This is a genomic window from Massilia varians, from assembly GCF_027923905.1.
Classification (GTDB): domain Bacteria; phylum Pseudomonadota; class Gammaproteobacteria; order Burkholderiales; family Burkholderiaceae_D; genus Telluria; species Telluria varians_B.
In genome coordinates this window covers 456,827-480,201 of record NZ_AP026966.1, presented here as the reverse complement: position 1 = coordinate 480,201, position 23,375 = coordinate 456,827, and the positions used below count along the sequence as shown (strand labels likewise).

Genomic DNA, 23,375 nt, shown 5'->3' with positions numbered 1-23,375 from the left:
CCTAGCCATGCCCGCTCGATGAGCGGGCATTTTTTTCGTCGTCGCGCAGCGCTTCCATCAGGGCGATGAAGCGCTGCCCCGCCAGGCCCGGCGGGCGCTGGTTGTTCCAGATGATGTCCACGAAAAAGCGCAGCACATTGGTGAAGTTCGCGGTCGGGATCTCGACCAGATCGCCGTGCTCCAGGAGCTCGCGCACCAGGCCGGAGGGCAGCCATGCCCAGCCGAGCCCCGCCTTCACCAGCGCCAGCGCCGCGGCCGGGTTATCGGTGCGCCACTGCAGGCGCGCGATGGCGATGCGCTTGTCGACGTACTCGGTATCGCGCCCCGCGATCAAGACCTGGCGCTCGGCCAGCAGGTCTTCGTCGCGGATCGCTTCCCGGCCCATGCGTTCGCACAGGGGATGGCCGGGTGCGACCACGGCCACCAGCCTTTCCTCGGCCACCTCTTCGAACGCCTCGTCCGTTTGGCGCCCATAGCGCTCGTAGACCAGCGCAAGGTCGGCGCGCCCGCTCTGCAGCATGGCCAGCGCGTCGGCCTGGGGCGCGGTGAGCACTTCGACCTTCAGCAGGGGGTAATCCAGGGCCAGCCGGCGCAGCGCTTCGCTCCAGGGCGCAGCCGCCAGCAGTTCCGGCACCAGGGCGATCGTCAGCGAGGTTTCCAGCCCCCGGTTCAGCTCGAGCGCGTGGCCGTTCAGGCGCTGCAGCTGTTCCACCAGCAGGCGCGCCTGCGGCAGCAGCACGGCGGCATGCGCGGTGGGACGCGGCTCGCGGCCCTGGCGGTCGAACAGCTGCAAATCGAGTTCGGCCTCCAGGTTGGCGATCGCCATGCTGACGGCGGAGGGCACCCGCCCCAGGGCACGGGCGGCGGCTGAGAAGGAACCGTGGTCCACCGCCGCCAGGAAGACACGCAGGTTGTCGAGATCGAAAGCCATCTTTCAATTTTACTGATAGCTACTGACTTTTTCCATCTAGTTTTGAGATATACACTGCGCCTGGTCCCGTTAACTTACTGCGAAGGCAACAATCATGGTGTGGGCGATACTCGTCGTCGCGGGCCTGTTCGAGATTGGCTGGGCGATCGGCCTGAAGTACACGGAAGGCTTTAGCCGCCTGTGGCCGTCAGTCGGCACGCTGCTGGCGATGGCGGTCAGCTTCGGCCTGCTGTCGCACGCGCTGAAGACCCTGCCGGTCGGCACCGCCTATGCGGTATGGACCGGGATCGGTGCGATCGGCACCGCGATCATCGGCATCGTGCTGCTGGGCGAATCGGCCTCGCCGGCACGGCTGCTGTGCATCGCAATGATTGGCGCCGGCATCGTCGGCCTGAAGATGGTTTCACACTGAATGAGCGATCATGGATATTTCTGAATACTTGCCCGTCCTGCTTTTCATGCTCATCGGCATTGCCGTGGGCGTCGTGCCGCAATTGCTGGGCCGCACGCTCGGGCCGCACCGGCCAGACGCGCAAAAGCTGTCGGCCTACGAATGCGGCTTCGAAGCCTTCAGCGACGCACGGATGAAGTTCGACGTGCGCTACTACCTGGTCGCGATCCTGTTCATCCTGTTCGATCTGGAAGTGGTGTTCCTGTTCCCCTGGGCCGCGGCCCTGATGGAACTCGAGAGCGTCGGATTCTGGGCTGTGATGGTCTTCCTGGGCCTGCTGACGGTGGGCTTTGCCTACGAATGGAAGAAAGGAGCGATGGAATGGGACTGAGGAGGTGCACGACATGAGCGCCATGCTGGTCTCGAATGGCCTGATCGGCATGTGCCTTGCCTGGGTTGCATGGCGCGAGTTCAGGTCGCGCAACCGGCGCGATGCCGGCATCCTCGGGAGCGCGGCCTGCATCGCCCTGGCAGTCAGCGCGGGCACCTGGCTGCACGTGCTGGAGCACGGCTGGTAGCCCTTCCGTCCTACTTTGGCGTCGCGCAGTAACGCTCCACGTAGGACTGGTGCGAGGGCAGGCCGGCCACGGTGCGGTCGATCTGCCCCTTGATCGCACCGAGGAAGTGCGACAGCTCCTCGTCGCCCATCAGGTCGGCCGACTGGTGGTGCCGGTAAGGCATGATGCCCTGCCCCAGCATCACCTGGGTCCACGAGTTCTCGGCGAACAGCTCGTTCGCGACGCGGAACACGCGCCCGGTCTCGCGGAACAGGTCGATGCGGTGCTGGAGCGAGGCCGGCACTTCCATGTTGCGCGCGTCCTCCCAGTAAGGTGCATCGATCCGGTTGTTGACCTTGTAGTGCAGGATGATGAAGTCGCGGATCTTCTCCACTTCTTCCCAGGCCTGGCGGTTGAACTCGTCGACGTCGCTCTGGACGATGCCGCTGGTCGGGAACATCTGCATTAGGCGGATGATGCTGCGCTGGATCAGGTGGATGCTGGTCGACTCGATCGGCTCGAGGAAGCCGCTCGACAGGCCGACCGCGACCACGTTGTTCTTCCAGACCTGGCGCCGCTGGCCCGGCGTGAACCGAATCACGCGCGGCTTCATCAGGGCCTCGCCTTCGACATTCCCCAGCAGCGCTTGAATCGCCGCGCCCTCTTCCACGTAGCGGCTCGAGAACACGATGCCGTTGCCGACGCGGTGCTGCAGCGGAATGCGCCATTGCCAGCCGAAGGGATGGGCGATCGAGCGCGTGAGCGGGACCGCATCGCCCACCGAGCTGGTCTGCAGCGCGGCCGCGCTGTCGTTGAACAGCCATTGCGACCAGTTTTCATACCCGACGCCGAGCGCCTGCCCGATCAGCAGCGCGCGAAAACCGGTGCAGTCGATGAACAGGTCGCCCTCGATGTCCGCGCCCGAATCGAGCGCGATCGAACGCACCTGTCCGCTCAATGCGCTGGTGCTCACGTCGACGATCTTGCCTTCGATGCGCTGCACGCCGAAGCGCTCGCTGAACCTGCGCAGGTAGCGCGCATAGGCGCTCGCATCGAGGTGGTAGGCGTAGTTCATGCCGAAGTTCCTGCCATTCTGCGGCAGATGGGCGAACTTGTTCTCCTGCGCGGCGCGCAGCTCCAGGCAGTAGTCGCCGTAGTCGCCGGCCAGCCCGCGCTCGCGGCCCTTGTGCCAGAAGTGCTGGAAGCCGGCGGTCCAGTGGTCGGTGCCGGTCAGGCCGAACGAGTGGATATAGTCCTCGTTCACGTTGCGCCAGTTCTCGAAGCTGATCCCGAGCTTGAAGGTGGCCTTGGTCTCGGCCATGAACTCCTGCTCGTTGATCTCGAGGAGATTGTGGAAGTTCAGCAGGGTCGGGATGGTCGCCTCGCCCACGCCCACGGTGCCGATCTCGTCGGACTCGACCAGCTTGATGTCGAGGCGCTTGCCCAGCACCTTCGAGATGCAGGCGGCCGCCATCCAGCCGGCGGTGCCGCCGCCCGCGATGACGACGCGCCGCACCGGCTTGCCGATGCCGTTCAGTCCTTGTTCCATGTCTCCCTCCTCAGCGATTCATTCTTTTCAGTAGTTGGGCGCGGATGCTGCGCACGCTGTCGGCATCCATCGGACCCAGGGCGCGGCGCGCATGCGGCGGGATGTGGGCCACGGTCTCGTCGTCCGCCTCGAACACGTAATGGCGGAACAGCACGGCCCAGGCCTTGCGCTGTGCCAAAGGCAGGTCGCGCACGCTCATCAAGGCGTGCATCATCGCGTTCATCGGCGTGTCCATGTAGTCGGGGGACTGGCGCCACCAGTAATTCACCAGCACGTTGAAGTCTTCCAGCGCCTGGATGTGGTGCCACCACATGCTGGGGATGAACAGCGCGTCGCCCGGGTCCAGTTCGACCGCCAGCGCATGTTCCATCGCGGTGGCGAAGCGCGGGAAGCGCGCCAGGTCGGGCTTGACGAAGTCGACCAGGCTGATGGCCTGGCCGGCCGGCGTCAGGTCGAGCGGGCCGATGTACAGGTTCTCGACCTGGCTGGGCGGGAACAGGGTGAAGCGGCGCCGTCCGGCCACCACGCAGGCCAGGTTGTCCGGCAGGTCGTAGTGGGCGGCGATGCGGGTGCGGTTGCCGATCCAGATCGAACCGAGCGCATCGCGTCCGCCCAGGTCGATGCGGTTCTCGTCGTGGAAACCGGGCAGGCAGGTGTCGATGGTGGTCGAGCCGACGTAGATCGCCGGCGGGTTGGCGGCGCCGCGGTAGCGTTCCAGCTCGGCCAGCACCTTGTCCAGGCGCACACGCACCGGGGCGAAGTTGAAGCCGTCCATCGCCTCGTTGTAGAAGAAGCGGCCATCGATCTCGGGCGGGCCGAGCATCGCGTTGACGGTGGCGTCTTGATAGAAGCGGCGCAGGTAGGCGTCGGCCTCGAGCGCCGAGCGGCGCGCGGCCTGGACCATGGGCCAGGCCGCGACCAGGCCGCGCAGCACGATCGGCTCGGTGGATGCGAGAATGCCGGGGCCGAGGTCGCGCGGCGTCAGGCCGGCGAGTTCGCGAATGGCTTTAGGCGCGGGCAGCACGGCGGGCATTCTTGCGGTCGATCAGCGCGCGGAAGTTCGACAGCGACGCGATCTGGAAGTAGATGGCGGACAGCCAGCCGGCCTTGTGCAGGCTGTCGAGCGCCGCGCCGTCCAGCGCGGCCAGGCGCTCCTCATTGACGGTGAAGAAGCCGGCCAGGCGGTTCTGCGAGCCGTCGTCGAGGGTGATGTCGAGCGCGAAACCTTCGAGCAGTTCGTGCTTTTCCAGCGCTTCGATGAACGCTGCATTAGAACCCATGCCTTCATGGATGGTCAGCAGCATCGAATTGACGTGCTCGAGGTAGGGGCTCATGCCGCCGTGCGGCAGGAAGATCGGCTCGCCCTCCGTGGTGCTGATGCGCGGGCTGTCGACGTCGATGTGGATCATCAGTTCGTCGCCTTCGCGGCCGATCAGGAAAGGCAGGCGCTCCACCAGCAGCGGCAGCGTGGGCGCGTCCCAGCGCTCGTCTTCCAGGAACAGGTTCTCGTCGGTCTCGAAACCGAACAGGGCGACCGGCTCGTAGGGATGGGCTTCGCTCTGCTTGCGGAAGATGATCGGGTAATGGGCTTGCAGGAGGCGGAACTCGCCGGCGAAGGTCTGCACGTAGGCGTGGCTGTCGTCCAGGCCGCGGCCGTGACGGGTAATGATGCGCAGGTCCTTGTGGTCGATGTTATTCAGCAGTACTGGCTTGGCCATGGGATGTCTCTTTCACTTTCTCGTTGTCGTTGTCTGGTCAGGTGGGCAAGCCATGGCGCACGATGTGCGCGATGAGCGCGCGGTTGTCCGGCAGCGCCGGCAGCATCCGGCGCGTCAGGTCGGCGGCCTGGCGCAAGAAGCCATCCGCCATGGCGCCATTGCCCTCCCCGATCCGTTCGCGCCGGGCCTGGGCGGGTTCCGGGAGGAAGCCCATCCCGTACAAAATATACTGGTAGCTGGCCGCCGGGAAGACTTCCTGGATGCGGTTGAAGTCGTAGCGCGAGGGCGGACGGTGGCGCCACAGCGCCAGCAGGTCGGCGAGGCGCTGCGGGATGGTCTCCTCGCGCCGGTTGTCGCGCCAGTAGCCATGCGGATCCATCGTGCCCTCGCGGCGGCTCAGGACGTAGTGCAGCTTCAGGAAGTCGATCACCCGCTCCCAGCGGTAGGTGAAGGTCTCGTTGAAGCGCCGCGCGCTGATCTCCATCTGCGCGCGCGTGACCGGCATCTCGTCGAGCAGCATCGCGCTCGATAACTCGACCATGGCCAGCGCCGAGGCTTCCAGGGGCTCGATGAAGCCGGCGGACAAGCCAATGGCGACGCAGTTGCGGTGCCAGAAGCGCTCGCGGTAGCCTGGTTCGAAGGACAGCTTGCGCGGCGTCGCGATCTCTTCGGGGCCGCCGGTGGCGCGGATGTAGGCGCGCAGCGCGCGTTCGGCCTGCTCGTCGCTCGTGTGCGCGCTCGAATACACGTGGCCGATGCCGCGCCGGGTCGGCAGGCCGATGTCCCAGATCCAGCCGGCTTCCTGGGCGGTGGAGGTGGTCTGCGAGGCGATCGGATCATTCTCCGCCGGGTAAGGCACCTGCACCGCCAGCGCGCTGTCGTTGAACAGGACGCCGCGCTGCGGGATGAAGGGCACGCCGTAGTGCTTCCCGAGCAGCAGCGACTGCATGCCGGTGCAGTCCACGAACAGGTCGCCCGCCAGCGCGCCGTGCGCCTTGGTGTGCAGGGCGGCGATGTCGCCATTGTCGTGTGAGAGGATGCCGGTGACGTGGTCCGCCACAAAATGGACACCCAGGCGTTCGAGGCAGTGCTTCTTTAAAAAGAGGCCGAACTTGCCGGCGTCCAGGTGGTAGCCGTAGTTGGCCACCGCCGCGAATTCCGGCGTGGCGGCCTGCTTGGGCGCGCGCCCGTGCACGCACAGGTGCGGCTGGTATGTCACCAGGTCGGCGAAGGGAATGTCGGTATGGCGTTCGAGCCAGCGGCCGGCCATGTCGGCCTCGCCCCAGCCCTGGGGCAGCACGAAGGGGTGGAAATAGTAGTCCCGATCGCCGCCATCGACCCAGCGGTTGAAGCGCGAGCCCTGCTTGAAGGCGGCGTCGCATTCGCGGAAAAAGCTGGACTCGGACAGGCAGGCGGCGCGCAGGGTGTCGCGCATGGTCGGCCAGGTGCCCTCGCCCACGCCGATGGTCGGCACATCGGGCGATTCGATCAGCGTCACGCGCAGGCCACCATGCTCCAGCGCCTGGAAGCCCGATGCCAGGACGGCGGCGCTCAGCCAGCCGGCCGAGCCGCCGCCCACGATGACGACATGCCTGATGGTGGTGCTCGCCATATTTGTTTTCAATAAAAACTAATTCGGGCAAGTCTACCCTGAAAATGCACGCAGCGGACCATGGCAGATGCCAGGGTCCGCCGGTTTTCCATTTCCGCGGTTTAGAACTTGTAACGGGCCGACAGCATGTAGCGCGGACCGGACTGCTCCACGTACAGCGCCTGGCGTTCGTTACGGCCATGCACGCGGCGGATCTCGTCGGTCAGGTTGATGCCCTCGAACTGGACGCTGATGTTCTTGCTCACGTTGTAGCCGATGCTCAGGTCCAGCTGGCCGTAGGCCTCGACGTAGTTCGGGTTCGGGCCGGCGCCGTCGAAGGTCGACGACAGGAACTTGTCGCGCCAGTTGTAGGCCGCGCGCACGTTCCACTTGTCGTTCTCGAAGATGCCCACCAGGTTGGCCGAGTCGCTCAGGCCGACCAGCGCGAACTGCTCGCCGATGCTCGAATTATCGTACTGCAGGCCCGAATCCACCTTGGTGTAGTTGGCCTGGATGCCGAAGCCCGAGCTGCCGAACATGTGCTGCACGTTCAGCTCGAGGCCACGCAGGCGCGCCTGCTTCTGGTTCGAGTAGCTGGTGATCTTGAAGTTGGCGACCGGGTCGTTCGGCTGGCCGACGATGGTGCCGGTGGCGTTGCCCGAGGCGTCGTCCGCACCGCGCGTCACGCCCGGCTGGCCGGCGAAGTTGCGGAAGATGTAGTTGCGGATGCAGGTGGTGTCCGCGTTCGAGCAGCCGTTCGCCAGCGCCGCATTCCAGTAGGTGCCGCCCACGGGGGTACGCAGGTTGAAGGGCTGGGCGACGACCTGCGACTGGCCGGCGTAATTCTCCAGGCGCTTGCGGAAGTGACCGAGCGAGACGAAGCTCGACTTGTTGTAGTACCACTCCCAGGCCAGGTCGATGTTCTTCGACTTGACCGGCAGCAGGCCCGGGTTGCCCTGGCGTCCGGTGCCGCCCTCGACACGGGCCAGGGTATCGAGCACCTGGCCGCCGGTCAGCTGGTCATAGCGTGCGCGGCCGATGGTTTCGCCGTAGCTGAAGCGGCCCTTCATGTCCGAGCGCAGGTCGATGTCGGCGTCGAAGCTCGGCAGCACGTGCTTGTACTTGCCGGTCAGGGTGGTGAAGTTCGGTGCGCCGAAGGCCACCGGGAATTCGTTTTGCGAGACCCAGCTGATCTGGGTGGCGATCGGCACCAGCGCGGTCGAGGTGATGTCGGTCTTCTCGTAGCGCACCCCGACCGAGGTGTGCACCGGCATGGCGAAGTCCCAGTCAGTGTTGAACTGCAGGTACAGGCTCTTGGACTTCTCGCGGGTGCGCTGGTCGGTGTCGTAGACGGTCTTCGGACGGTACAGCTCCGGCAGGCCGGACGCCTTGGCGGCCAGCTCGCGCAGCTGGTTGAAGTCAAAGGTGTAGAAGGTGTTGAACAGGTTCGGGTTGTCGTGGCCGTCGATGTTGTCGAAGTACTGGCGCAGGCTCTCCTGGTGGAAGTAGCTGGCCGGGTAGTCCGACGCCACGGTGGCGCCGCCCCAGGTGTCGCGCTGCTGCACCGAGAAGGCCGAACGGTTGTTGACGTCGGTATGGCCCAGGCCAAACTTCAGCTCCGAGGCTTCCAGCATCTTCCAGCTGCCGTGGGTCTGGACCTGCTTGACTTCGCTCTTCACGTAGCCGTTCTCGAACACCGAGCCGGTGACCTGCTGCGGTGCGCGCTGGAAGTCGGCGCCCTTGATGCTCAGGACCGGCAGGTCCTGCGAGAAGTCGACGCTGGTGTCGCCGCGGCTGAAGCTCGAGGTGCCCAGGGTGTTGGACGAGCCCCAGGGGCTGTCGGGCTTGGATTCGGCGGTCGACTTGTGGGCGTCGAGCTCGAAACGCAGGTCGCTGTTGACGCGCCATGCGGCATTGAAGCCGAGCGACTTGTTCTGGGTCTTGGTGGCGAAGTCGGCGCCGCCCATCGCGATGTCGCTGTTGTTGGTCGGGATCAGTTCGGTGTAGACCAGCGGCGCGGCGACCGGGCCGTCGGTCCAGGTGCTGCTGGACGGGCCGAAGTTGAACCAGGCCGACACGTCCTGGCGGCGGGTCTGGATCTTGTTTTCCGAGTACGTATAGTCGAGGGTGGTAGTCAAAGCCTTGGTCGGCGCGAACTGGAACACCAGCTGGCCGTTGGTGCGCTGGCGCTGGATGCCGCTCATGGCGTAGTTCATGTTCTGCGGAACCTGGTACAGGTCGCTCGGGTCGGGACGATTGGTGATGCGGTCCGAACCATCGGTGCCTGGCTGGGGAATCGTGCCCCAGTTGTTCTCGTCGCCGCGGAACGGGCCCTTCCAGCCGTTGCCGACGGACGCCACGTTGTAGCCCAGGTTGCGTTCCTGGTAGCTGGCCGACAGGCCGATGCCGAAGCGGCCGTCGGCCGAGGTATTGCTGTAGATGCCAGACACTTCCGGGGTGAGGCTGCCGCCGCGCTTGACGTCTGCCGGCAGGTTCTCGGCCGAGCGGTCATGCACGCCCTTGACGCCGATGCTAGCCTGCAGGCCGGGACGCGCCAGCGGACGCGCGGTCAGCACGTTGATGGTGGCGCCGATGCCGCCGGTCGGGGTCTCGGCGCGGGCCGACTTGTAGACCTGCAGCTGCGAGATCGCTTCGGAAGCGATGTTGGCGAAGTCGTAGGCGCGCCCCGGACGGTCGCCCAGGTTCGAGGTCGGCATCTGGCGGCCGTTGAGCAGCACCAGGTTGAAGTCGGGACCGACGCCGCGCACGGTGACTTTCGAGCCTTCGCCGATGCTGCGGTCGATCGACACGCCGCTGATGCGCTGCAAGGATTCGGCCAGGTTGGTGTCGGGGAACTTGCCGATGTCTTCGGCGACGATGCCGTCGACGAAGCCCTGCGCGTTGCGCTTGAGGGCCATCGAGGATTCGAGGCTGGCGCGCAGGCCGGTCACGACGACGGTCTGGACGCCGGCCGGCGAGGATGGGGTGCTGGCTTCCTGAGGGGTCAGGGCTGCCGGGTCGGTGGTCGCGGCGGTGGTGCTGGCAACCCCGGGGGTCGAGGCGGCTTCCTGGGCATGCGCCGGAATGAATGCCGCGCATGCGCTGGCGACTGCCAGGCTCATCAATGTCTGCTTAGCCTTGGGGTAATACATGGTGCTCTCCTGTTCTTTTTAAAATGACCGTCACCCAATCCAACGGTGTCTCCACTACCTGTGCCGGCGCAATCCAGGCTGCGCGCCGCCGGCGGTCCTTGCTGTCGCCCCTGCTGCCGTCCCTATCGCTGGGCACATCCTCGCCGCGGCGCCCCCCGGGCGCCGGTGCTGGCCGCAGGGCGCGTCCTGCCACCAGACGGCACAGCGAGGACATGCGGCCAGTGCCGATGTCCTCGCTGCCAGGTAGCGGGTAAAGCGATACGCGCTGCGCTCGTTCATCTGTCATCACGTGAGAGATATGGAAACGTTTCCATATACCTTGTTTGAATATTAGGCTTAGCAAAAAAAATTGTCAACGGAATATTTCTTGTGGATATGAGGCGAACTGCGGCTGATTTGCAACATTGCCCATGCTTAGGAGCGAAGCCCGGCCGCCGTTCGGATCTATCTTGCCCGATGCGATGCAATTGACACTGAAAAATCTACAGTGCTATAGTCGGGTTGACATTCTGGTAACGTTTCCAAATATCGGCGAAAAAGGATGGCGATGGAGCGAAGCGACTACGCGCCCGAGGCGACAGGCAGCGCGGGGCGGACTGGCCTGCTGAAGCAGAGGAAAAGGCGCCGGTGCCTGCTCGTATGCGCCCTGGTCGCGGGACTCCATGCCGGCATGCCTGCCGCCGGGGCGGCCGACATCCATCCCGGCTTCGCCTGGCCGCACGGCGCGCGGGCCGCCGTCAGCCTGGCCTACGACGATGCCCTCGATTCCCAGCTCGACCATGCCCTGCCCGCCCTCGACAGGCTCGGCCTGAAGGGAAGCTTCTACCTGACCCTGTCCAATCCGGCGGTGGCGCGGCGCATGGAGGGGTGGCGCGCCGCCGCGCGGGCCGGGCACGAACTCGGCAACCACAGCCTGTTTCACCAGTGCGCGCGCAGCAAGCCCGGACGCGACTGGGTCGAGCCGCACCGCGACCTCGACACGGTCAGCGTGGAACAGATGCGCGACCAGGTCCTGCTGGCCAATACCATGCTGGCGGCGATCGACGGACGCCGGGAGCGCACGTTCACGCTGCCCTGCGGCGACACCCAGGCCGGCGGGCGCGATTACCTGCCCGCGGTGCGCGCCGCCTTCGTCGCGATCAAGGTCACGGGCGGCAGCGGCGTCATCGACGCGATGCGCAGCCTCGATCCGCTCGCGGTGCCGGTGGCGACACCTAGCGGCAGCAGCGGCGCGGAGCTGATTGCCATCGTCAAGGAAGCGATCGGGCGCGGCACCATGGTCAACTTCACCTTCCACGGTATCGGCGGCGACTACCTCGGCGTGTCCGCGCAGGCCCACGAGGAGCTGCTGCGCTTCCTGGCGGAGCATCGCCGGCTGGTCTGGACCGATACCTTCATCAACATCATGCAACACGTCAGGCAGCAGCAGGCCCGTCCGCCGGCGGCGCCTTGAAGCCACAAGGAAACCCATGAAACCGATCCGCCTGCTCGCCGCCACCCTGTCCACGCTGCTTGCGCTGGCTAGCGCCGGCTGCGCTTCCACCTCCGCGCACGCGCCTGCCGGCTGGACGCTGGCATGGAGCGACGAATTCGATGGCAGCCAGCTCGACCGCGCGAAATGGGTGGCGGAGACCGGCGGCCACGGCTGGGGCAACCAGGAGCTGCAGCATTACACCGGCCGTCCCGAGAACGTCCGGGTGGAAGATGGCATGCTCGTCATCGAGGCGCGCCGGGAACGCCATGGCGGCAACGATTACACCTCGGCGCGCATCAAGACCGCCGGCCTGATGGAGCAGATGCATGGCCGCTTCGAGGCACGCATCAAGGTGCCGCAGGGCCAGGGCATCTAACCGGCGTTCTGGATGCTGGGCGCGGACATCGGGCAGGTGGGCTGGCCGCGCAGCGGCGAGATCGACATCATGGAGATCATCGGCAAGGAGCCGTCGAACGTGCACGGCACGCTGCACGGTCCCGGTTATTCGGGTGCCAAGGCCTTCACCACGCACGCGACCCTGGCGAGCGGCATCTTTGCCGACGATTTCTACGTGTTCGCAGTGGAATGGGAGCGTGGCGAGATTCGCTGGTACCGCGACGGCATCCACTACCATACGGCGCGGCCGAACCTGGTCAAGGGAGAATGGGTAATCGAGCATCCCTTCTTCGTGCTCCTGAACCTGGCCGTCGGCGGCGCCTGGCCGGGCAATCCGGACAGCAGCACGGTCCTGCCCCAGCGCATGCTGGTGGATTATGTGCGCGTCTACCGGCGCGCCACGCCGGCACGGTAGCTACCTGTCCGCCGGGCAGCTTGCTGCCGCAGTGCCAGGCAGTCCGGTCGCGCCATGCCGGCTTTTTTACGCTCCAGACCGTGGTTTGCGCAATTCATCGCAATCGGCTCGGTATCGTCACGAGAGCGGCCTATAGTGCCTCCATCGACAACCTACCGGAGAACAAGCATGAAAAAACTGTTGAGTGCCGCCGCCGTCGCCGCCACGCTCGCACTGGTCGCCAGCCCCGTCATCGCCGACGAGCTCGTGCGTGAAAATCGCAGTGTCGATGCCAGAGTCACCAAGGTAAAACTGGATGGCATCGTCGACCTCGTCCTGCGCCAGGGCAATACACCCTCGCTGGTCGTCTCGGGCGACCGCCGCTACGTGCAGCGCATCACCACCGCCCAGCGCGGCGACACGCTGGAAATCGGTACCGAATCCTTCAATACCCGCCGTGGCGACATGAGCGAGAAGCTGCGCGCCGAACTGACCGTGCCCAATCTCGCCGAGTTTACCTCGCAGGGCGTGGGCACATCGACCGTCACCGGCTTCTCGGGCAATGCCATCCAGGTCGCGCTCGACGGCGCCGGATCGGTCACCATGAACAGCAATTACCGCAATATCGACGCCCGCCTGGGCGGCGTCGGCGGACTCGCCCTGAACGGCGTAAGCGCCGAGCGCGTTGACCTCAACCTGCGTGGCGCCGGCCGCATCAGTGTCAATGGCGAGAGCAAACTGCTGCGCGCCAAGCTGGCCGGTGTCGGCAGCCTGGAAGCGCAGGGTCTGCGCGCCGAATCGGTCGACCTCGACATGACCGGCCTCGGCGGCGCGACGGTGCACGCGACCCGTGCGGCCGAGATCGACCTGAGCGGCCTGGGTTCGGCCACCGTCTATGGCAACCCGGCGACCCGCAATGCCAACACCAACGGCATCGGCAAGGTCAGCTGGCGGTAAGCACTGCGCGAACAGCCCTACTCGCGCATGCGCTGCCTGACCACCATGCTATTCCGCACTTCCTTTACGCCCGGCACTTCCCGGGCGAGCTGTGCCGCGCGCGCGGCGCTCTCGGCCGAATCGACAAAACCGCTGAGCTGCACCGTTCCCTTGTAGGTCTCGACCTGGACCTCGGTCGCCTTGACTTGGGAATCGGTGGCGAAAGCGGTCTTGACCCGGGTGGTGATGGCGGCGTCGTCGATGTATTCGCCGGTGCCGCGGTGCGTGCCGGACGGCGCGCAGGCACTGAGGATTGCCAGCAGCAGGCCGAGCAGGATCAGATGAATGCGGTAGGAAAGGTTCATGGAGGGCTCCCGAGAGAAGGCAGACCAGCCCATTCTCACGGGTACCCTTGGTCGACGTTTGATGCTGGCCAAACGTGCAAACGGACCTTTTTTCAGTCAGGTTTGTTCAATGCCAGTACCGGTGCTGCCGCATTCCCGGCCGGGACCGTCGGGCGCAGGGCAAACCCGCGGCGGGCCAGGTCGCGCCCGAGCACCACGCGAAGGTTGGCGGGGGCGCAGCTCGCCACCTCCTGCAGCTGCGCGCCGCCGAAGCGATTGGCCAGGCGTTCGGCAGCCTCGCGGTAGGCCGCCTCGTATTCGATGCGGGTCTGGCGCACGCCGAAGCCCTTCTGGTGCGACAGGCGCGTCACTTTCAGTCCCTTGGTATCGACCTGGCGTGCCAGCGAGCGCGCCATGCCTGACACGCCATTTCCATTGCGCATCTCTACCAGTGCGATGAGCGGAGCGTTCCCCGCCGGCGCGGGTGGCCCCGGGGCCGGTTCCGGCAGCCGCGCCGGCGCGGACGGGCTTGCCGGTGTCGGGCCGCGCCGCAGCTCCAGCATGCCATCCGCACCGGCAACCAGCTGCACCTGGCTCCAGCCCGCCTTCTCGCGCGCCGGCGTCTTAAGCGCGCGCTCGATCGCCGCAACCCGGGGCGGGCTGCCGGCAGCGGCATAGTCGGCGCGCAGGTCGTGGGCGAGCAAGGCCTCGGCCTGGCTCAGCATCTGCTGCGCGCGCTCTTCCTGTCCGAGCTTGCGCAAGGTTTCGCCGAGCAGCTGCCAGGAACGGTGGTTGAGCGGGTCGAGCAGGCAGGCCTTCTCGAGCGCGACCAGCGCATCGTCGTACTCGGCGTTGAGGAAATGGGCATGCCCGAGGTTGCTGAACAGGTAGGCCTTGCCGGGACCGGACGACAGGGTCAGCGATTCGGTCAGTGCACGCCACAGCGCGATCGCGGTGGCGAACTCGCGCTGCTCCGCGTACAGCGTCGCCAGCCCGTTGCGGGCATTCACGTGCCCTGGGGCAGCCTGGAGCGCAGCCTGGTAGGCGGCACGCGCTTCGTCGTAGCGGCGCGCAAGGTGGTGGTTGCGGCCGGCAAGGTAGGCGTCGTCCGCTGCCGATACGGTTCGGTCGAAGACCGGGCGGCCGCCGATCGGTGCGCAGGCCGCCAGGGTGACGCCGGCACAGAGCAGCACCAGGCGTGCGATAAGGGTGAGGTGTGGCATGTCGAACTCCTTCGTGTTCAGTGCGCGCCGGGCAGTGCCCGCAGGGTCTGCGAGATCTGGATCCCGGCAGGACCGAGCAGCACCACCATCAGCATCGGGAAAATGCAGAAAATCAGGGGGAACAGCAGCTTCAGGCCGATCTTGGCGGCGCACTCCTCGGCCAGCATGCGCCGCTTGTGGCGCAGGTTGTCGGACTGGACCCGCAGCGAGTCGGCGACGCTGGTGCCGAAGCGTTCGGACTGGATCAGCATGGCCACCAGGGTGTCGACGTCCTCGACGCCCGAACGCAGGGCGAAGTTGCGCAGCGCCCTCTCCTTGCTGAAGCCGGCGCGCATTTCCATCAGCACGAGCTGCAGTTCCTGTGCCAGCACGACGCTCTTGATGTGGATTTCGCCCGCCACCTTGACCAGCGCGCGCTCCAGGCTCAGGCCGGCTTCGACGCAGACCGTCAGCAGGTCCAGTGCGTCGGGGATGGTCTCGAAGATATCGCGGCGGCGGCGCTGCACGATGCGCTCCAGGACGATGTTCGGCAGGTAGTAGCCGAGCGAGGCCGCCACCAGCAGCAGCGCCAGCAGGCGCCCGCCGTTGAGCGCGGTGCCGTAGATCAGCGCGAATGGCGCCACCACCGTCGGCAGCAGCAGCGCCAGGCAGGTCTTCGATGCGAAATACAGCGTCGGGGCGAATGGGTTGCGCCAGCCGGCATTCATGAAGCGCGTGCGCAGCGTCGACTTCTCCCAGCCCTCCTCGGGGATCGACAGCTTGGTCAGCGGCTTGGCCACGCTGGCGACGCGCTCGACCCAGCCGCCGCCGGCGTCGAGCTGGCTCTGCTCCGCGGTGCCGAGGAACTTCCGCAGGCGCTCGCGCAGGGCCAGCGGCGCGAACAGGACCAGTCCGAGCCAGGCCAGGCCGAGGACGACGCACAGGACGACGAGCAGGAAGGTCAACTGGGAAGATGTCATGGTCACCTCTGGAAAACGCCAGCGCGGGCCGGAATCAGATACGGATACGGATGATGTTGCGCAGCCAGATCACCCCGATCACGAGCAGGACCACGCAGCTCCAGAGCATGCGCTGGCCCATCGGGTCGGTCCAGAGGACGCTGACGTACTTCGCGTTGGTCAGCAGCATCAGGCAGAGCACCGCGAACGGCAGCAAGCTCAGGATCCAGGCCGACATCCGCCCTTCCGCCGACAGCACGCGCACGTGCGCCACCAGCTTCAGGCGGGCGCGGATGATCTGGCTGATGTTCCCCAGGATCTCGGCCAGGTTGCCGCCCGATTCGCGCTGGATCAGCACCGCGATGATCAGGTAGCGCAGGTCGGTCAGCGGGATGCGGGCAGCCATCCCGTGCAGCGCTTCGTTCATCGGCACGCCATAGTTGATTTCCTCGCGCGCGATGCGGAACTCGCCGCTGAGCGGCTCCGGCAGCTCGTTGCCGACGATCTGGAGCACGTTGGTGAAGGAGTGGCCGGCGCGCAGGGCGCGTGCGATGAAGTCGGCGGCGTCGGGCAGCTGCTGCTCGATGCGCCGCAGCCGGCGCTGGCGCGCGCGGCGCAGCAGGATCCACGGCACGCACAGCCCGAACACGGCCGCCACCATGCGCAGCGGCGCAGGCAGCGACAGGCCGAGCGACAGCAGGCCGAACGCCGCCATGCAGCCGAGCGACCAGGCCAGGAACTGGCCCACGGTGGTGCCGGCGCCGGACTGCACCAGCAGCGCATCGATCCGGTGCGCCAGCGGGATCCGGTGCAGGAGCCTGTCGAACGAGGGGTTGCGGCTGTAGGGCCGCTGCTTGAGGATCGAGATCCTCTCGCCGCTGCGCCCCGGTGAGCCGGACATGACCTGCAGCCGGCGGGCGATGCGCCGCGCCGCCGTGCCGTGCGTGCCCATCCACCACAGATAGGTGCCCTCGATCGCGAGGACCGAGGCCGCGAACAGGAATACCACGAATGCGTAGAACAGCGCGTCCATGCCGCCTCCTCAGTCGAAGATCCGGTCGGGGTCGAAGGAATCCTCCGGCACCGGCACGCCAAACATCTTCAGGCGGTCGGCGAAACGCGGACGGACCCCGGTGGCGCTGAAGCGGCCGCGCACTTTGCCGTCGGCCTCGACCCCGAGCTGCTCGAAGCGGAAGATCTCCTGCATCGAAATGATGTCGCCTTCCATGCCGGTGATTTCCTGCAGGCTGACCACCTTGCGCGTACCGTCGGTCAGGCGCGAAGCCTGCACCACCACCGTCACGGCCGAGACGATCTGCTGGCGGATCGCGCGCGCGGTCAGGTTCACGCCCGCCATGCTGACCATGTTCTCCAGCCGCGACAGCGCATCGCGCGGGGTATTCGAGTGGATCGTCGCCAGCGAGCCTTCGTGGCCGGTGTTCATCGCCTGCAGCATGTCGAGGGCTTCGGCGCCGCGCACCTCGCCCAGGATGATGCGGTCGGGGCGCATGCGCAGCGCGTTGCGCACCAGCGCGCGCTGGGTCACCTCGCCCTTGCCTTCGATGTTGGGAGGACGGGTCTCGAGACGCACCACGTGCGGCTGGCGCAGCTGCAGCTCGGCCGCGTCCTCGATCGTGACGATGCGCTCGCTGGCCGGGATGAAGCCGGAGATCAGGTTCAGCAGCGTGGTCTTGCCGCTGCCGGTGCCGCCCGAGATCAGGATGTTCACCTTGGCCACACCCAGGCTTTCCAGCACCTTGATCATGGGCGGCGTCATGCTCTTGTAGTCGAGCAGGTTCTGCACCGTCAGCGGCGTGGCGCCGAAGCGGCGGATCGACAGCAGCGGCCCGTCCACCGCCAGCGGCGGGATGATCGCGTTGACGCGCGAGCCGTCCGGCAGGCGCGCGTCGACCATCGGGCTCGACTCGTCCACGCGGCGACCCACGCGCGAGACGATCTTCTCGATGATCTTCATCAGGTGGGCATTGTCGTGGAAGCTGATGTCGGTGAGTTCGAGCTTGCCGCGCCGCTCGACATACACCTTGCTGGCGGTGTTGACCAGGATGTCGGAGACGGTCGGGTCGTTCAGCAGCGGTTCGAGCGGGCCGAAACCGAGCATCTCGTGCTGGATGTCGAGCACCAGATGGTGGCGCTCGTGCTGGTTCAGCACGATGCGCTCTTCCTCGATGATGCGCTGGATCAGCAGCGCCAGTTCGTGCTTGAACTGCTCGGCGGTCAGGCGCTTCAGGCGTTCGAGGTCGATGCGGTCCAGGATCATCTGGTGCATCAGTTTCTTGAGCTCCTGGTAGGCGTGGTTGGCAGCCTCCGGCACCGCCACGCCGGGCTGGCGTTCCTGGCTGGAGCTCGCAAGGCGTTCGCGTAGGGACATCAGAGGCTCCTTTTCGTCCTTGGTTTCGTTCAGTCTTCGGAATCGCTGCGTCCGAACAGGCGGTCGAACAGACCCTTGCTTTCCTGGACGCGGCGGTCGGTCACCAGCTCGACCATGTCGGCCAGGCTGCGCGCCGCGGCGCTCGAGCGCGACAGCTGCAGCACCGGCACGCCCTGGTTGACCGAATCGGTGACGGCGACGTAATCATTGGGGAAGGTATGCACCACTTCACAGCCGAGCGCCCCGTGCAGGTCCTGCAGGCGCAGCTTGCCGCCCTTTTCGTAGCGGTTGACGATCAGGCGGATGTTGTCCAGCACGTAGCCGAGCGAGCGGAAGATGTCGAGCAGCCGGCGCGCGTCGCGGATATCGGGCAGCGCCAGCTGCAGCACCGGGTAGATGGTGTCGGTGACGTCGAGCGCCCGCAACGACACCGCGTCGATCTGGCGGCCGACGTCGAGCAGCACATAGTCGTAGTGCTGACGCGCGACGCGCAGGATGGTGTCGATGTGCTCCGGCTTGGCTTCCCTGGCATGGGCCGGGTCGTCGGCCGCCGCCAGCACGCCGAAGCCAGGGGTGACGTGCACCACGCAGTTTTCCAGGAACTGGCCATCCACGCGTCCGATCTGCGCGCAGACGTCGGACAGGGTCATCGACGGCTTCTGGTCGGACACATACAGCGCAGCATCGCCGAACTGGCTGTGCAGGTCGATCAACAGCACCTTCTTGGCGGCCAGCGTGGCCAGCGCATAGCCGAAATTGGTCGAGATGAAGGTGGCGCCGCTGCCGCCCTTGCAGGCGATGAAGGCGAGGACCTTGCCGTCACGCAGGGCCGAGACGCCGGCCGCCGCCGAGATGCGGTCCATCGACTCGTGGAAGGCGCGGTGCACCAGCGGCAGTTGCAGCACCTCGCGCACGCCGGCGCGCATGGCGCGGATCAGGAGGTCCGGCTGGTGCTGGTCGGTCATCAGCATCAGGTGCGCTTCCGGATACTGACGGCCAAGGCGTTCGAGCAGCGCGGCTTCGGAAGGCTCGGTGTCGGTCGCGTCGACGATAACCAGCTGGGGTGGATCGACCTCGGGCCGGTCGAGCGCCTCGCGCAGGCTGGCGCGGATCGACCCAAGGTTCAGCGGCGGCACGCGGGCGGCGCCCTGGGAGGCGATTTCCGCATAAAGCTGGCTGTCGCGGCTGATGAGTAGCGCTTTCATGGCTTCCTCGTTGCTGGCACATCGGTTCGGGTTGAATGGAAGGCGCTCAACGTCCGCCGCCGGTGTTGATGAAGAAGGACGGCGGCGGGCTTTCAGGCTGGGCGAAGCTGCGCTGGTAACGGTCATGCGCTCCCTTGGCCGCGCGTCCGTCGATGCCGGTGGCGGGATTCCTGTTGGCCGCCGCCGCCGGGTCCAGCACCTGGGCGGCCAGGTTGGCGCGCGTGGCGCTGCCGAACTCCCGGTCGAACCGGGGGCTGGTCTGTGCGCAGCCCTGCAGGCAGGCGCCGAGCAGCGCCAGTGCCATCAATCGCTTCGTCATGTTCACGCTAGCCTCCTATTTGAGTTCGAAGCCGCCGGCGGTCTGCGCCGCGGGCGCCGGCACCTGCGGGGTGGATGCGGCGGCGGTGCTCACGGCCGGCGCGGCGCCTTCGAGCTGGCCGCCAAGCAGCACCCTGCCGCGCGAAGGGATGCCCACCTTGTCGGTCGGCAGCTCGTAGCCGGCGCCCGGAATCGGCTTGACCAGGCGCGCGGTGATCACGAACACCAGTTCGGTGCGGTCCTGCTGGTAGTCGGTGCTGCGGAACAGGGCGCCCAGCACCGGCACTTCGCTCAGCATCGGCAAGCCGTCCAGGTTGGCCACCAGGTTGTTCCGCACCAGCCCGCCGATGGCGAAGCTCTGGCCGTCGTACAGCTGCACGGTGGTGCTGGCGCGGCGGGTGGTCACCAGCGGCAGGATCGCGTTGCCGGTAATGCCGGCGGCGCTGATGCCGATCCCTTCGCGCGACAGCTCCGATACCTCGGGCGCCACCTTCAGGTTGATGCGGCCGCCCGACAACACGGTCGGGGTGAAGCGCAGGCCGACGCCGAACTCCTTTTCTTCGAGCGTGATCCTGTTGTTGTCCTGGGCCACCGGGATGTAGAACTTGCCGCCGGCCAGGAAGCTGCCTTCCTGGCCGCTGATGGCCAGCACGTTCGGCTCGGCCAGCACGCGCACCAGGCTGTCCTGCTTGCTGGCGTCGGCCAGCAGCCGCCCATGCCGCCCACCCCTGGTCTGAAACGCCTCATCGCCAGGGAACACGCGGCCGCTGAGGAAATTCGACACCAGGGTGCTGGTCCAGCTGCCGCCGCCGAAGCTGATGCGGGTGCTGGCTTCGAGCCGCTCGAGCAGCGTCTTCGACACCTCGGCAATCTTCACTTCGAGCTGCACCTGCTGCGGCGCGCTGACGCTGAGAAGGTTGACCACCCGCGTCGCGGCGGAAGACGAGCTCCCGCTGGCGTTGCCGTTGCCGACGGCGATCACGCCGTCGGTGGCATTGTTCTCGGCGACGGCCGTCACCGCGCGCACCGGGCGCCGCACGTAGGCGCTGGCCAGTTCCATCGCACGGGCGATCGCCCCGGTGTCGCTGACGGTGCCGGTCAACACCAGCGAATCCGCGGCCGCAAGCACACGGATGTCTTTCTCCTCGGGCATGGCGGCGGCCAAGGTCGCCTGCAGCGCGACCGGGTCCATCGCGACGACGATGTCCACCACGCTGCACAGGCCACTTTTCCCCTGCACGATCATATTGGTGCTGCCCACGTCGACGCCGGCGATGTAGAGCGTGTCCGGCGCCACCAGCATGGCCTGCACCACGGCAGGATTGCCGACGCTGCGGTGGACGACCCGTTCGGGCAGGCGCAGCATGGTCGATTTGCCCATGTTGAGCGTCAAGGTGGCGGGCCGCGCCGCTTCGCCGGTACAGCCGCCGGCTGCGGCGGCGGGCCTGGCGCCGGCCGCGAGCGGTTTGGCGGCGGCATCGGCTGGTTTGGCAGTCTTGGAGGCTGCGAGGTCCGCGTGGGCCGGCATGGCGGTGGCGAGCGCCAGGCCTGCCGCGAGCGGTGCGAAGTAGAAGCGTCTGTTCATGGCAAGCATCCCGAGTCGGTAAGGGGTCAGAAGCATTCCTGCGAGGCATGCAGGCCGTTGATGACCTTGACGCAGTCACGCGGGGCCGGCGCCGGAGCGGCCTGCGGGGGCCGCGGGGCCTGTGTACGCGGCCGAGGCGCCCGCACCGGCATCGCCACCGGCCGCAACGGGAATTCCGCTTTCGGCAGCAGGTTGTCCTTGGTGGCGCCAACGGTGTCGGCCGGGGCGGGGTCGACCTGGTTGCGCAGCGCCAGCGACAGCGTGCCGACGCTGCGCGCCAGGTCGAGCTTCTCGGCCTGGTCGGGCGTCACTTCCAGCGTGACGGCGTTCACGACCTTCGGCTTGGTCTCGTCCCGGTTGACTTCCTGGGCCACGGCCAGCACCAGGATCCGTTCCAGCACGATCTTGGAGATGGTGCGGTCACGGCCTGTCCCGGTCTGCGGCTGCGCGTCGGTCTCGGTGCTGACGATGATGTCCACGTAGTTGCCGGGCAGCGCGAAGCCGGCCACGCCGATCACGTCGTTCACACGCACCGTGATGGCGCGCTTGCCCTCGGTGATCAGGGCCGACAGGCCGCCCAGGGTGCCCACCGGCGCCAGCTTGGCTTCGCTCAGCGGCTCGCCAAGCAGGATGCTGCTCTTGAGCACCCGGCCGCCGAGCTTCTGCGGGTCCTTGAACGCGCCTTTCGGCACGCTGTCGGCCGGCCATTCGACCAGCTTGAGCATCTCGGGCGTCAAACGCTGTCCGATGTTGATGTCTGTCGCCGCCACGACGATGTGGCTGGCGCTTGCCGAAGGTTGTGTCAGGAGCCAACGCGAGGCCAGCACCACGGCGGCAAGACCGAACAGGATCGCGAGCGCCATCACGATCACGGCACGCTTGTTCTTCATTGGATTTCTCCCAGGTTGCTTGATTCCAGCGCCGCCATGGCGCCGAACAGGCTGCTCCAGGCCTGGGCCACGCTATCCACGTCGACACGCGGAACGCGGCCGGCAAAGCCGGCGAAATCGGCGATCCGGCCGAGCAGCTCGTGCGGCAAGGCTGCCAGTAGCGGACGCCGGGTACGGCGGTGCAATTCATTGATCAGGTAGTCGATCGCGCCTTCGTCGGCGTCGATGCCGAGCAGCAGGCACTGGCGTCGCAACAGCGCACGGTAAGCCATCTCGGACAGCGGGCCGACCGGAATCCGGTAACCGATGCGGCGCAGGCAGGACTCGTCCAGCACCGACTCCGGGACCAGGCTGGTGGCCAGCACCAGCGACACGTCGAAGGGCAGCGCATGGGTTGCGCCGCCAGGCATGGCGACGTCGTCGGTGCCGCGCTCGAGCGCGCCGAGCAGGCGATACAGCACATCGTCGGCCGGCACGCGCTGGCGTCCGATATCGTCGAGGATCAGCAATCCGTTGTTGGCCAGCAGGTGCGGCGGCGCGCGCAAGACGCCACTGGGGGCATCGCGGTGCAGCTCGAGCATGTCGCGCGCCAGTTCGGCCCCGGTATGCACCAGCGGGCGCTGACACAGCGCCCAGCGCGCGTCGCCGCTACGCCGGTCTTCCAGCATACGGGATTGAAGCGGCGCCGGATGCAGGGACGGATCGTGGATCCGCACGATCTCGTGCTTGACCAGCACCGCATGAGGCACGGCCACCGGGTCCTGGTGCAGGCGCATTAGCTTGCGGGCCAGCGTGGTCTTGCCGCTGCCGGTCGGGCCGTACAGCATCATCGGGCGCTGCGAATGCAGTGCGGCGCCCAGCAGTTCGCGCACCGCGGGCTCGATGCTGTCGTCCGCCAGCGCAGCCTGCAGCCCGGCGGGCGTGATGCGCAGGCTGTCGGGCTGGCGCAAGGACTGGTGCTGCACCACGGTGCGGTAGGCGTCGAGCGTTACCGGAGCCGGGCCGACATAGCGCGACTCCGCCAGGTATTCCGCGGCCGCGCGCTGGCCGAAGGCGGTCAACTGGTAATGCACGTCGATATCGGACTCCCCGCACCACGCCACTTCGGCCTGCTGCTCGGCGACCAAACCCTGGAGCACTTCGCGCACCACGCCGATCGACAGGTGCAGGCGGCCGGTGAGGACCGACAGTGCGGTCTTGCCGCTCGCATGCATGGCCTTGACCACCAGGGCGGTGACGAAGCGCGGCTCGAGGCCGGTGTCGCGTAGGGTGCGCGGCTGGCGCGGCAGAACCGGCACGCGCTCGCTCTCGAATGCGTCGTGGGATGCCGCTGCCGGATGCCCGCAGGGGACGGCTGGCGTAGACGCCGATAACGCTTCCATGGGGAAACCTCC

Annotated in this window: 23 protein-coding genes; 7 read left to right on the top strand and 16 right to left on the bottom strand. The window is 66.8% G+C overall.

Annotation, left to right across the window (positions count from 1 at the left end):
- Position 1: 1 nt before the first annotated feature.
- A complete protein-coding gene (locus tag MasN3_RS02215; RefSeq protein ID WP_281911905.1) occupies positions 2 to 931 on the bottom strand; it encodes a LysR family transcriptional regulator in 930 nt (309 codons plus the stop codon).
- Positions 932 to 1,025: 94 nt separating this feature from the next.
- Here MasN3_RS02215 and sugE point away from each other — a divergent pair, with 94 nt between their 5' ends.
- Genes sugE through MasN3_RS02200 form a run of 3 tightly spaced genes read left to right on the top strand, consistent with a single transcriptional unit; the run spans position 1,026 to position 1,900 of the window.
- Positions 1,026 to 1,343: a quaternary ammonium compound efflux SMR transporter SugE gene (gene sugE, locus MasN3_RS02210; protein ID WP_281911904.1), complete on the top strand. Its 318-nt coding sequence runs from the start codon at positions 1,026 to 1,028 to the stop codon at positions 1,341 to 1,343.
- Between the two features lie 10 nt (positions 1,344 to 1,353).
- Entirely contained in the window at positions 1,354 to 1,713 is a 360-nt protein-coding gene (locus MasN3_RS02205; RefSeq protein ID WP_281911903.1) for an NADH-quinone oxidoreductase subunit A, read from the top strand.
- A gap of 13 nt (positions 1,714 to 1,726) precedes the next feature.
- Complete coding sequence (locus MasN3_RS02200) at positions 1,727 to 1,900, top strand: hypothetical protein (RefSeq protein ID WP_281911902.1); 174 nt, start codon at positions 1,727 to 1,729, stop codon at positions 1,898 to 1,900.
- A 10-nt stretch (positions 1,901 to 1,910) separates the two neighbouring features.
- On the opposite strand, the gene MasN3_RS02195 is transcribed toward MasN3_RS02200, so the two are convergent.
- The 5 genes from MasN3_RS02195 to MasN3_RS02175 all read right to left on the bottom strand — a co-directional run bounded on the left by MasN3_RS02195 (position 1,911) and on the right by MasN3_RS02175 (position 9,859).
- Positions 1,911 to 3,428 (bottom strand): tryptophan halogenase family protein, encoded by a 1,518-nt coding sequence (locus MasN3_RS02195; protein WP_281911901.1) that lies wholly within the window; start codon positions 3,426 to 3,428, stop codon positions 1,911 to 1,913.
- Between the two features lie 10 nt (positions 3,429 to 3,438).
- Entirely contained in the window at positions 3,439 to 4,461 is a 1,023-nt protein-coding gene (locus tag MasN3_RS02190) for a cupin-like domain-containing protein (protein WP_281911900.1), read from the bottom strand.
- Complete coding sequence (locus MasN3_RS02185) at positions 4,436 to 5,146, bottom strand: SapC family protein (protein ID WP_281911899.1); 711 nt, start codon at positions 5,144 to 5,146, stop codon at positions 4,436 to 4,438. The genes MasN3_RS02190 and MasN3_RS02185 overlap by 26 nt, the downstream gene beginning before the upstream one ends.
- 37 nt (positions 5,147 to 5,183) lie before the next feature.
- The gene (locus MasN3_RS02180) at positions 5,184 to 6,758 is read right to left on the bottom strand and encodes a tryptophan halogenase family protein (protein ID WP_281911898.1); all 1,575 of its coding nucleotides are present in this window, start codon (positions 6,756 to 6,758) and stop codon (positions 5,184 to 5,186) included.
- A gap of 101 nt (positions 6,759 to 6,859) precedes the next feature.
- Complete coding sequence (locus MasN3_RS02175) at positions 6,860 to 9,859, bottom strand: TonB-dependent receptor (RefSeq protein WP_281911897.1); 3,000 nt, start codon at positions 9,857 to 9,859, stop codon at positions 6,860 to 6,862.
- A gap of 577 nt (positions 9,860 to 10,436) precedes the next feature.
- Here MasN3_RS02175 and MasN3_RS02170 point away from each other — a divergent pair.
- The 4 genes from MasN3_RS02170 (at position 10,437) to MasN3_RS02160 (ending at position 13,110) form a co-directional block, all read left to right on the top strand.
- Positions 10,437 to 11,342: a polysaccharide deacetylase family protein gene (locus MasN3_RS02170; protein ID WP_281911896.1), complete on the top strand. Its 906-nt coding sequence runs from the start codon at positions 10,437 to 10,439 to the stop codon at positions 11,340 to 11,342.
- 16 nt (positions 11,343 to 11,358) lie between these two features.
- A complete protein-coding gene (locus MasN3_RS25190; RefSeq protein WP_307730400.1) occupies positions 11,359 to 11,739 on the top strand; it encodes a glycoside hydrolase family 16 protein in 381 nt (126 codons plus the stop codon).
- Between the two features lie 12 nt (positions 11,740 to 11,751).
- Positions 11,752 to 12,174 carry a glycoside hydrolase family 16 protein gene (locus MasN3_RS25185; protein ID WP_307730399.1) on the top strand — a complete coding sequence of 141 codons (423 nt, stop codon included), beginning with the start codon at positions 11,752 to 11,754 and terminating at the stop codon, positions 12,172 to 12,174.
- Between the two features lie 168 nt (positions 12,175 to 12,342).
- Positions 12,343 to 13,110, top strand: coding sequence for a GIN domain-containing protein (locus tag MasN3_RS02160; protein ID WP_281911895.1), 768 nt, complete (start codon positions 12,343 to 12,345; stop codon positions 13,108 to 13,110).
- A gap of 17 nt (positions 13,111 to 13,127) precedes the next feature.
- Here the strand turns inward: MasN3_RS02160 and MasN3_RS02155 are convergent, their stop codons facing one another.
- The 10 genes from MasN3_RS02155 to MasN3_RS02110 all read right to left on the bottom strand — a co-directional run bounded on the left by MasN3_RS02155 (position 13,128) and on the right by MasN3_RS02110 (position 23,363).
- Entirely contained in the window at positions 13,128 to 13,454 is a 327-nt protein-coding gene (locus MasN3_RS02155) for a BON domain-containing protein (protein WP_281911894.1), read from the bottom strand.
- Positions 13,455 to 13,546: 92 nt separating this feature from the next.
- A complete protein-coding gene (locus MasN3_RS02150) occupies positions 13,547 to 14,656 on the bottom strand; it encodes a tetratricopeptide repeat protein (protein WP_281911893.1) in 1,110 nt (369 codons plus the stop codon).
- A gap of 17 nt (positions 14,657 to 14,673) precedes the next feature.
- On the bottom strand, positions 14,674 to 15,615 hold the full coding sequence (locus tag MasN3_RS02145) for a type II secretion system F family protein (RefSeq protein ID WP_281911892.1): 942 nt from the start codon (positions 15,613 to 15,615) through the stop codon (positions 14,674 to 14,676).
- Between the two features lie 34 nt (positions 15,616 to 15,649).
- Entirely contained in the window at positions 15,650 to 16,627 is a 978-nt protein-coding gene (locus MasN3_RS02140) for a type II secretion system F family protein (protein WP_281911891.1), read from the bottom strand.
- A 9-nt stretch (positions 16,628 to 16,636) separates the two neighbouring features.
- Entirely contained in the window at positions 16,637 to 17,983 is a 1,347-nt protein-coding gene (locus MasN3_RS02135; RefSeq protein ID WP_281911890.1) for a CpaF family protein, read from the bottom strand.
- A gap of 29 nt (positions 17,984 to 18,012) precedes the next feature.
- Positions 18,013 to 19,188 carry an AAA family ATPase gene (locus tag MasN3_RS02130; RefSeq protein WP_281911889.1) on the bottom strand — a complete coding sequence of 392 codons (1,176 nt, stop codon included), beginning with the start codon at positions 19,186 to 19,188 and terminating at the stop codon, positions 18,013 to 18,015.
- 46 nt (positions 19,189 to 19,234) lie between these two features.
- Positions 19,235 to 19,507 carry a hypothetical protein gene (locus MasN3_RS02125; RefSeq protein WP_281914609.1) on the bottom strand — a complete coding sequence of 91 codons (273 nt, stop codon included), beginning with the start codon at positions 19,505 to 19,507 and terminating at the stop codon, positions 19,235 to 19,237.
- A 15-nt stretch (positions 19,508 to 19,522) separates the two neighbouring features.
- Positions 19,523 to 21,091, bottom strand: a complete 1,569-nt coding sequence (locus MasN3_RS02120) for a type II and III secretion system protein family protein (protein ID WP_281911886.1) — start codon at positions 21,089 to 21,091, stop codon at positions 19,523 to 19,525.
- A 26-nt stretch (positions 21,092 to 21,117) separates the two neighbouring features.
- Positions 21,118 to 21,981, bottom strand: a complete 864-nt coding sequence (gene cpaB / locus MasN3_RS02115) for a Flp pilus assembly protein CpaB (protein ID WP_281911884.1) — start codon at positions 21,979 to 21,981, stop codon at positions 21,118 to 21,120.
- Entirely contained in the window at positions 21,978 to 23,363 is a 1,386-nt protein-coding gene (locus MasN3_RS02110; protein ID WP_281911882.1) for an ATP-binding protein, read from the bottom strand. The genes cpaB and MasN3_RS02110 overlap by 4 nt, the downstream gene beginning before the upstream one ends.
- Positions 23,364 to 23,375 lie beyond the last annotated feature (12 nt).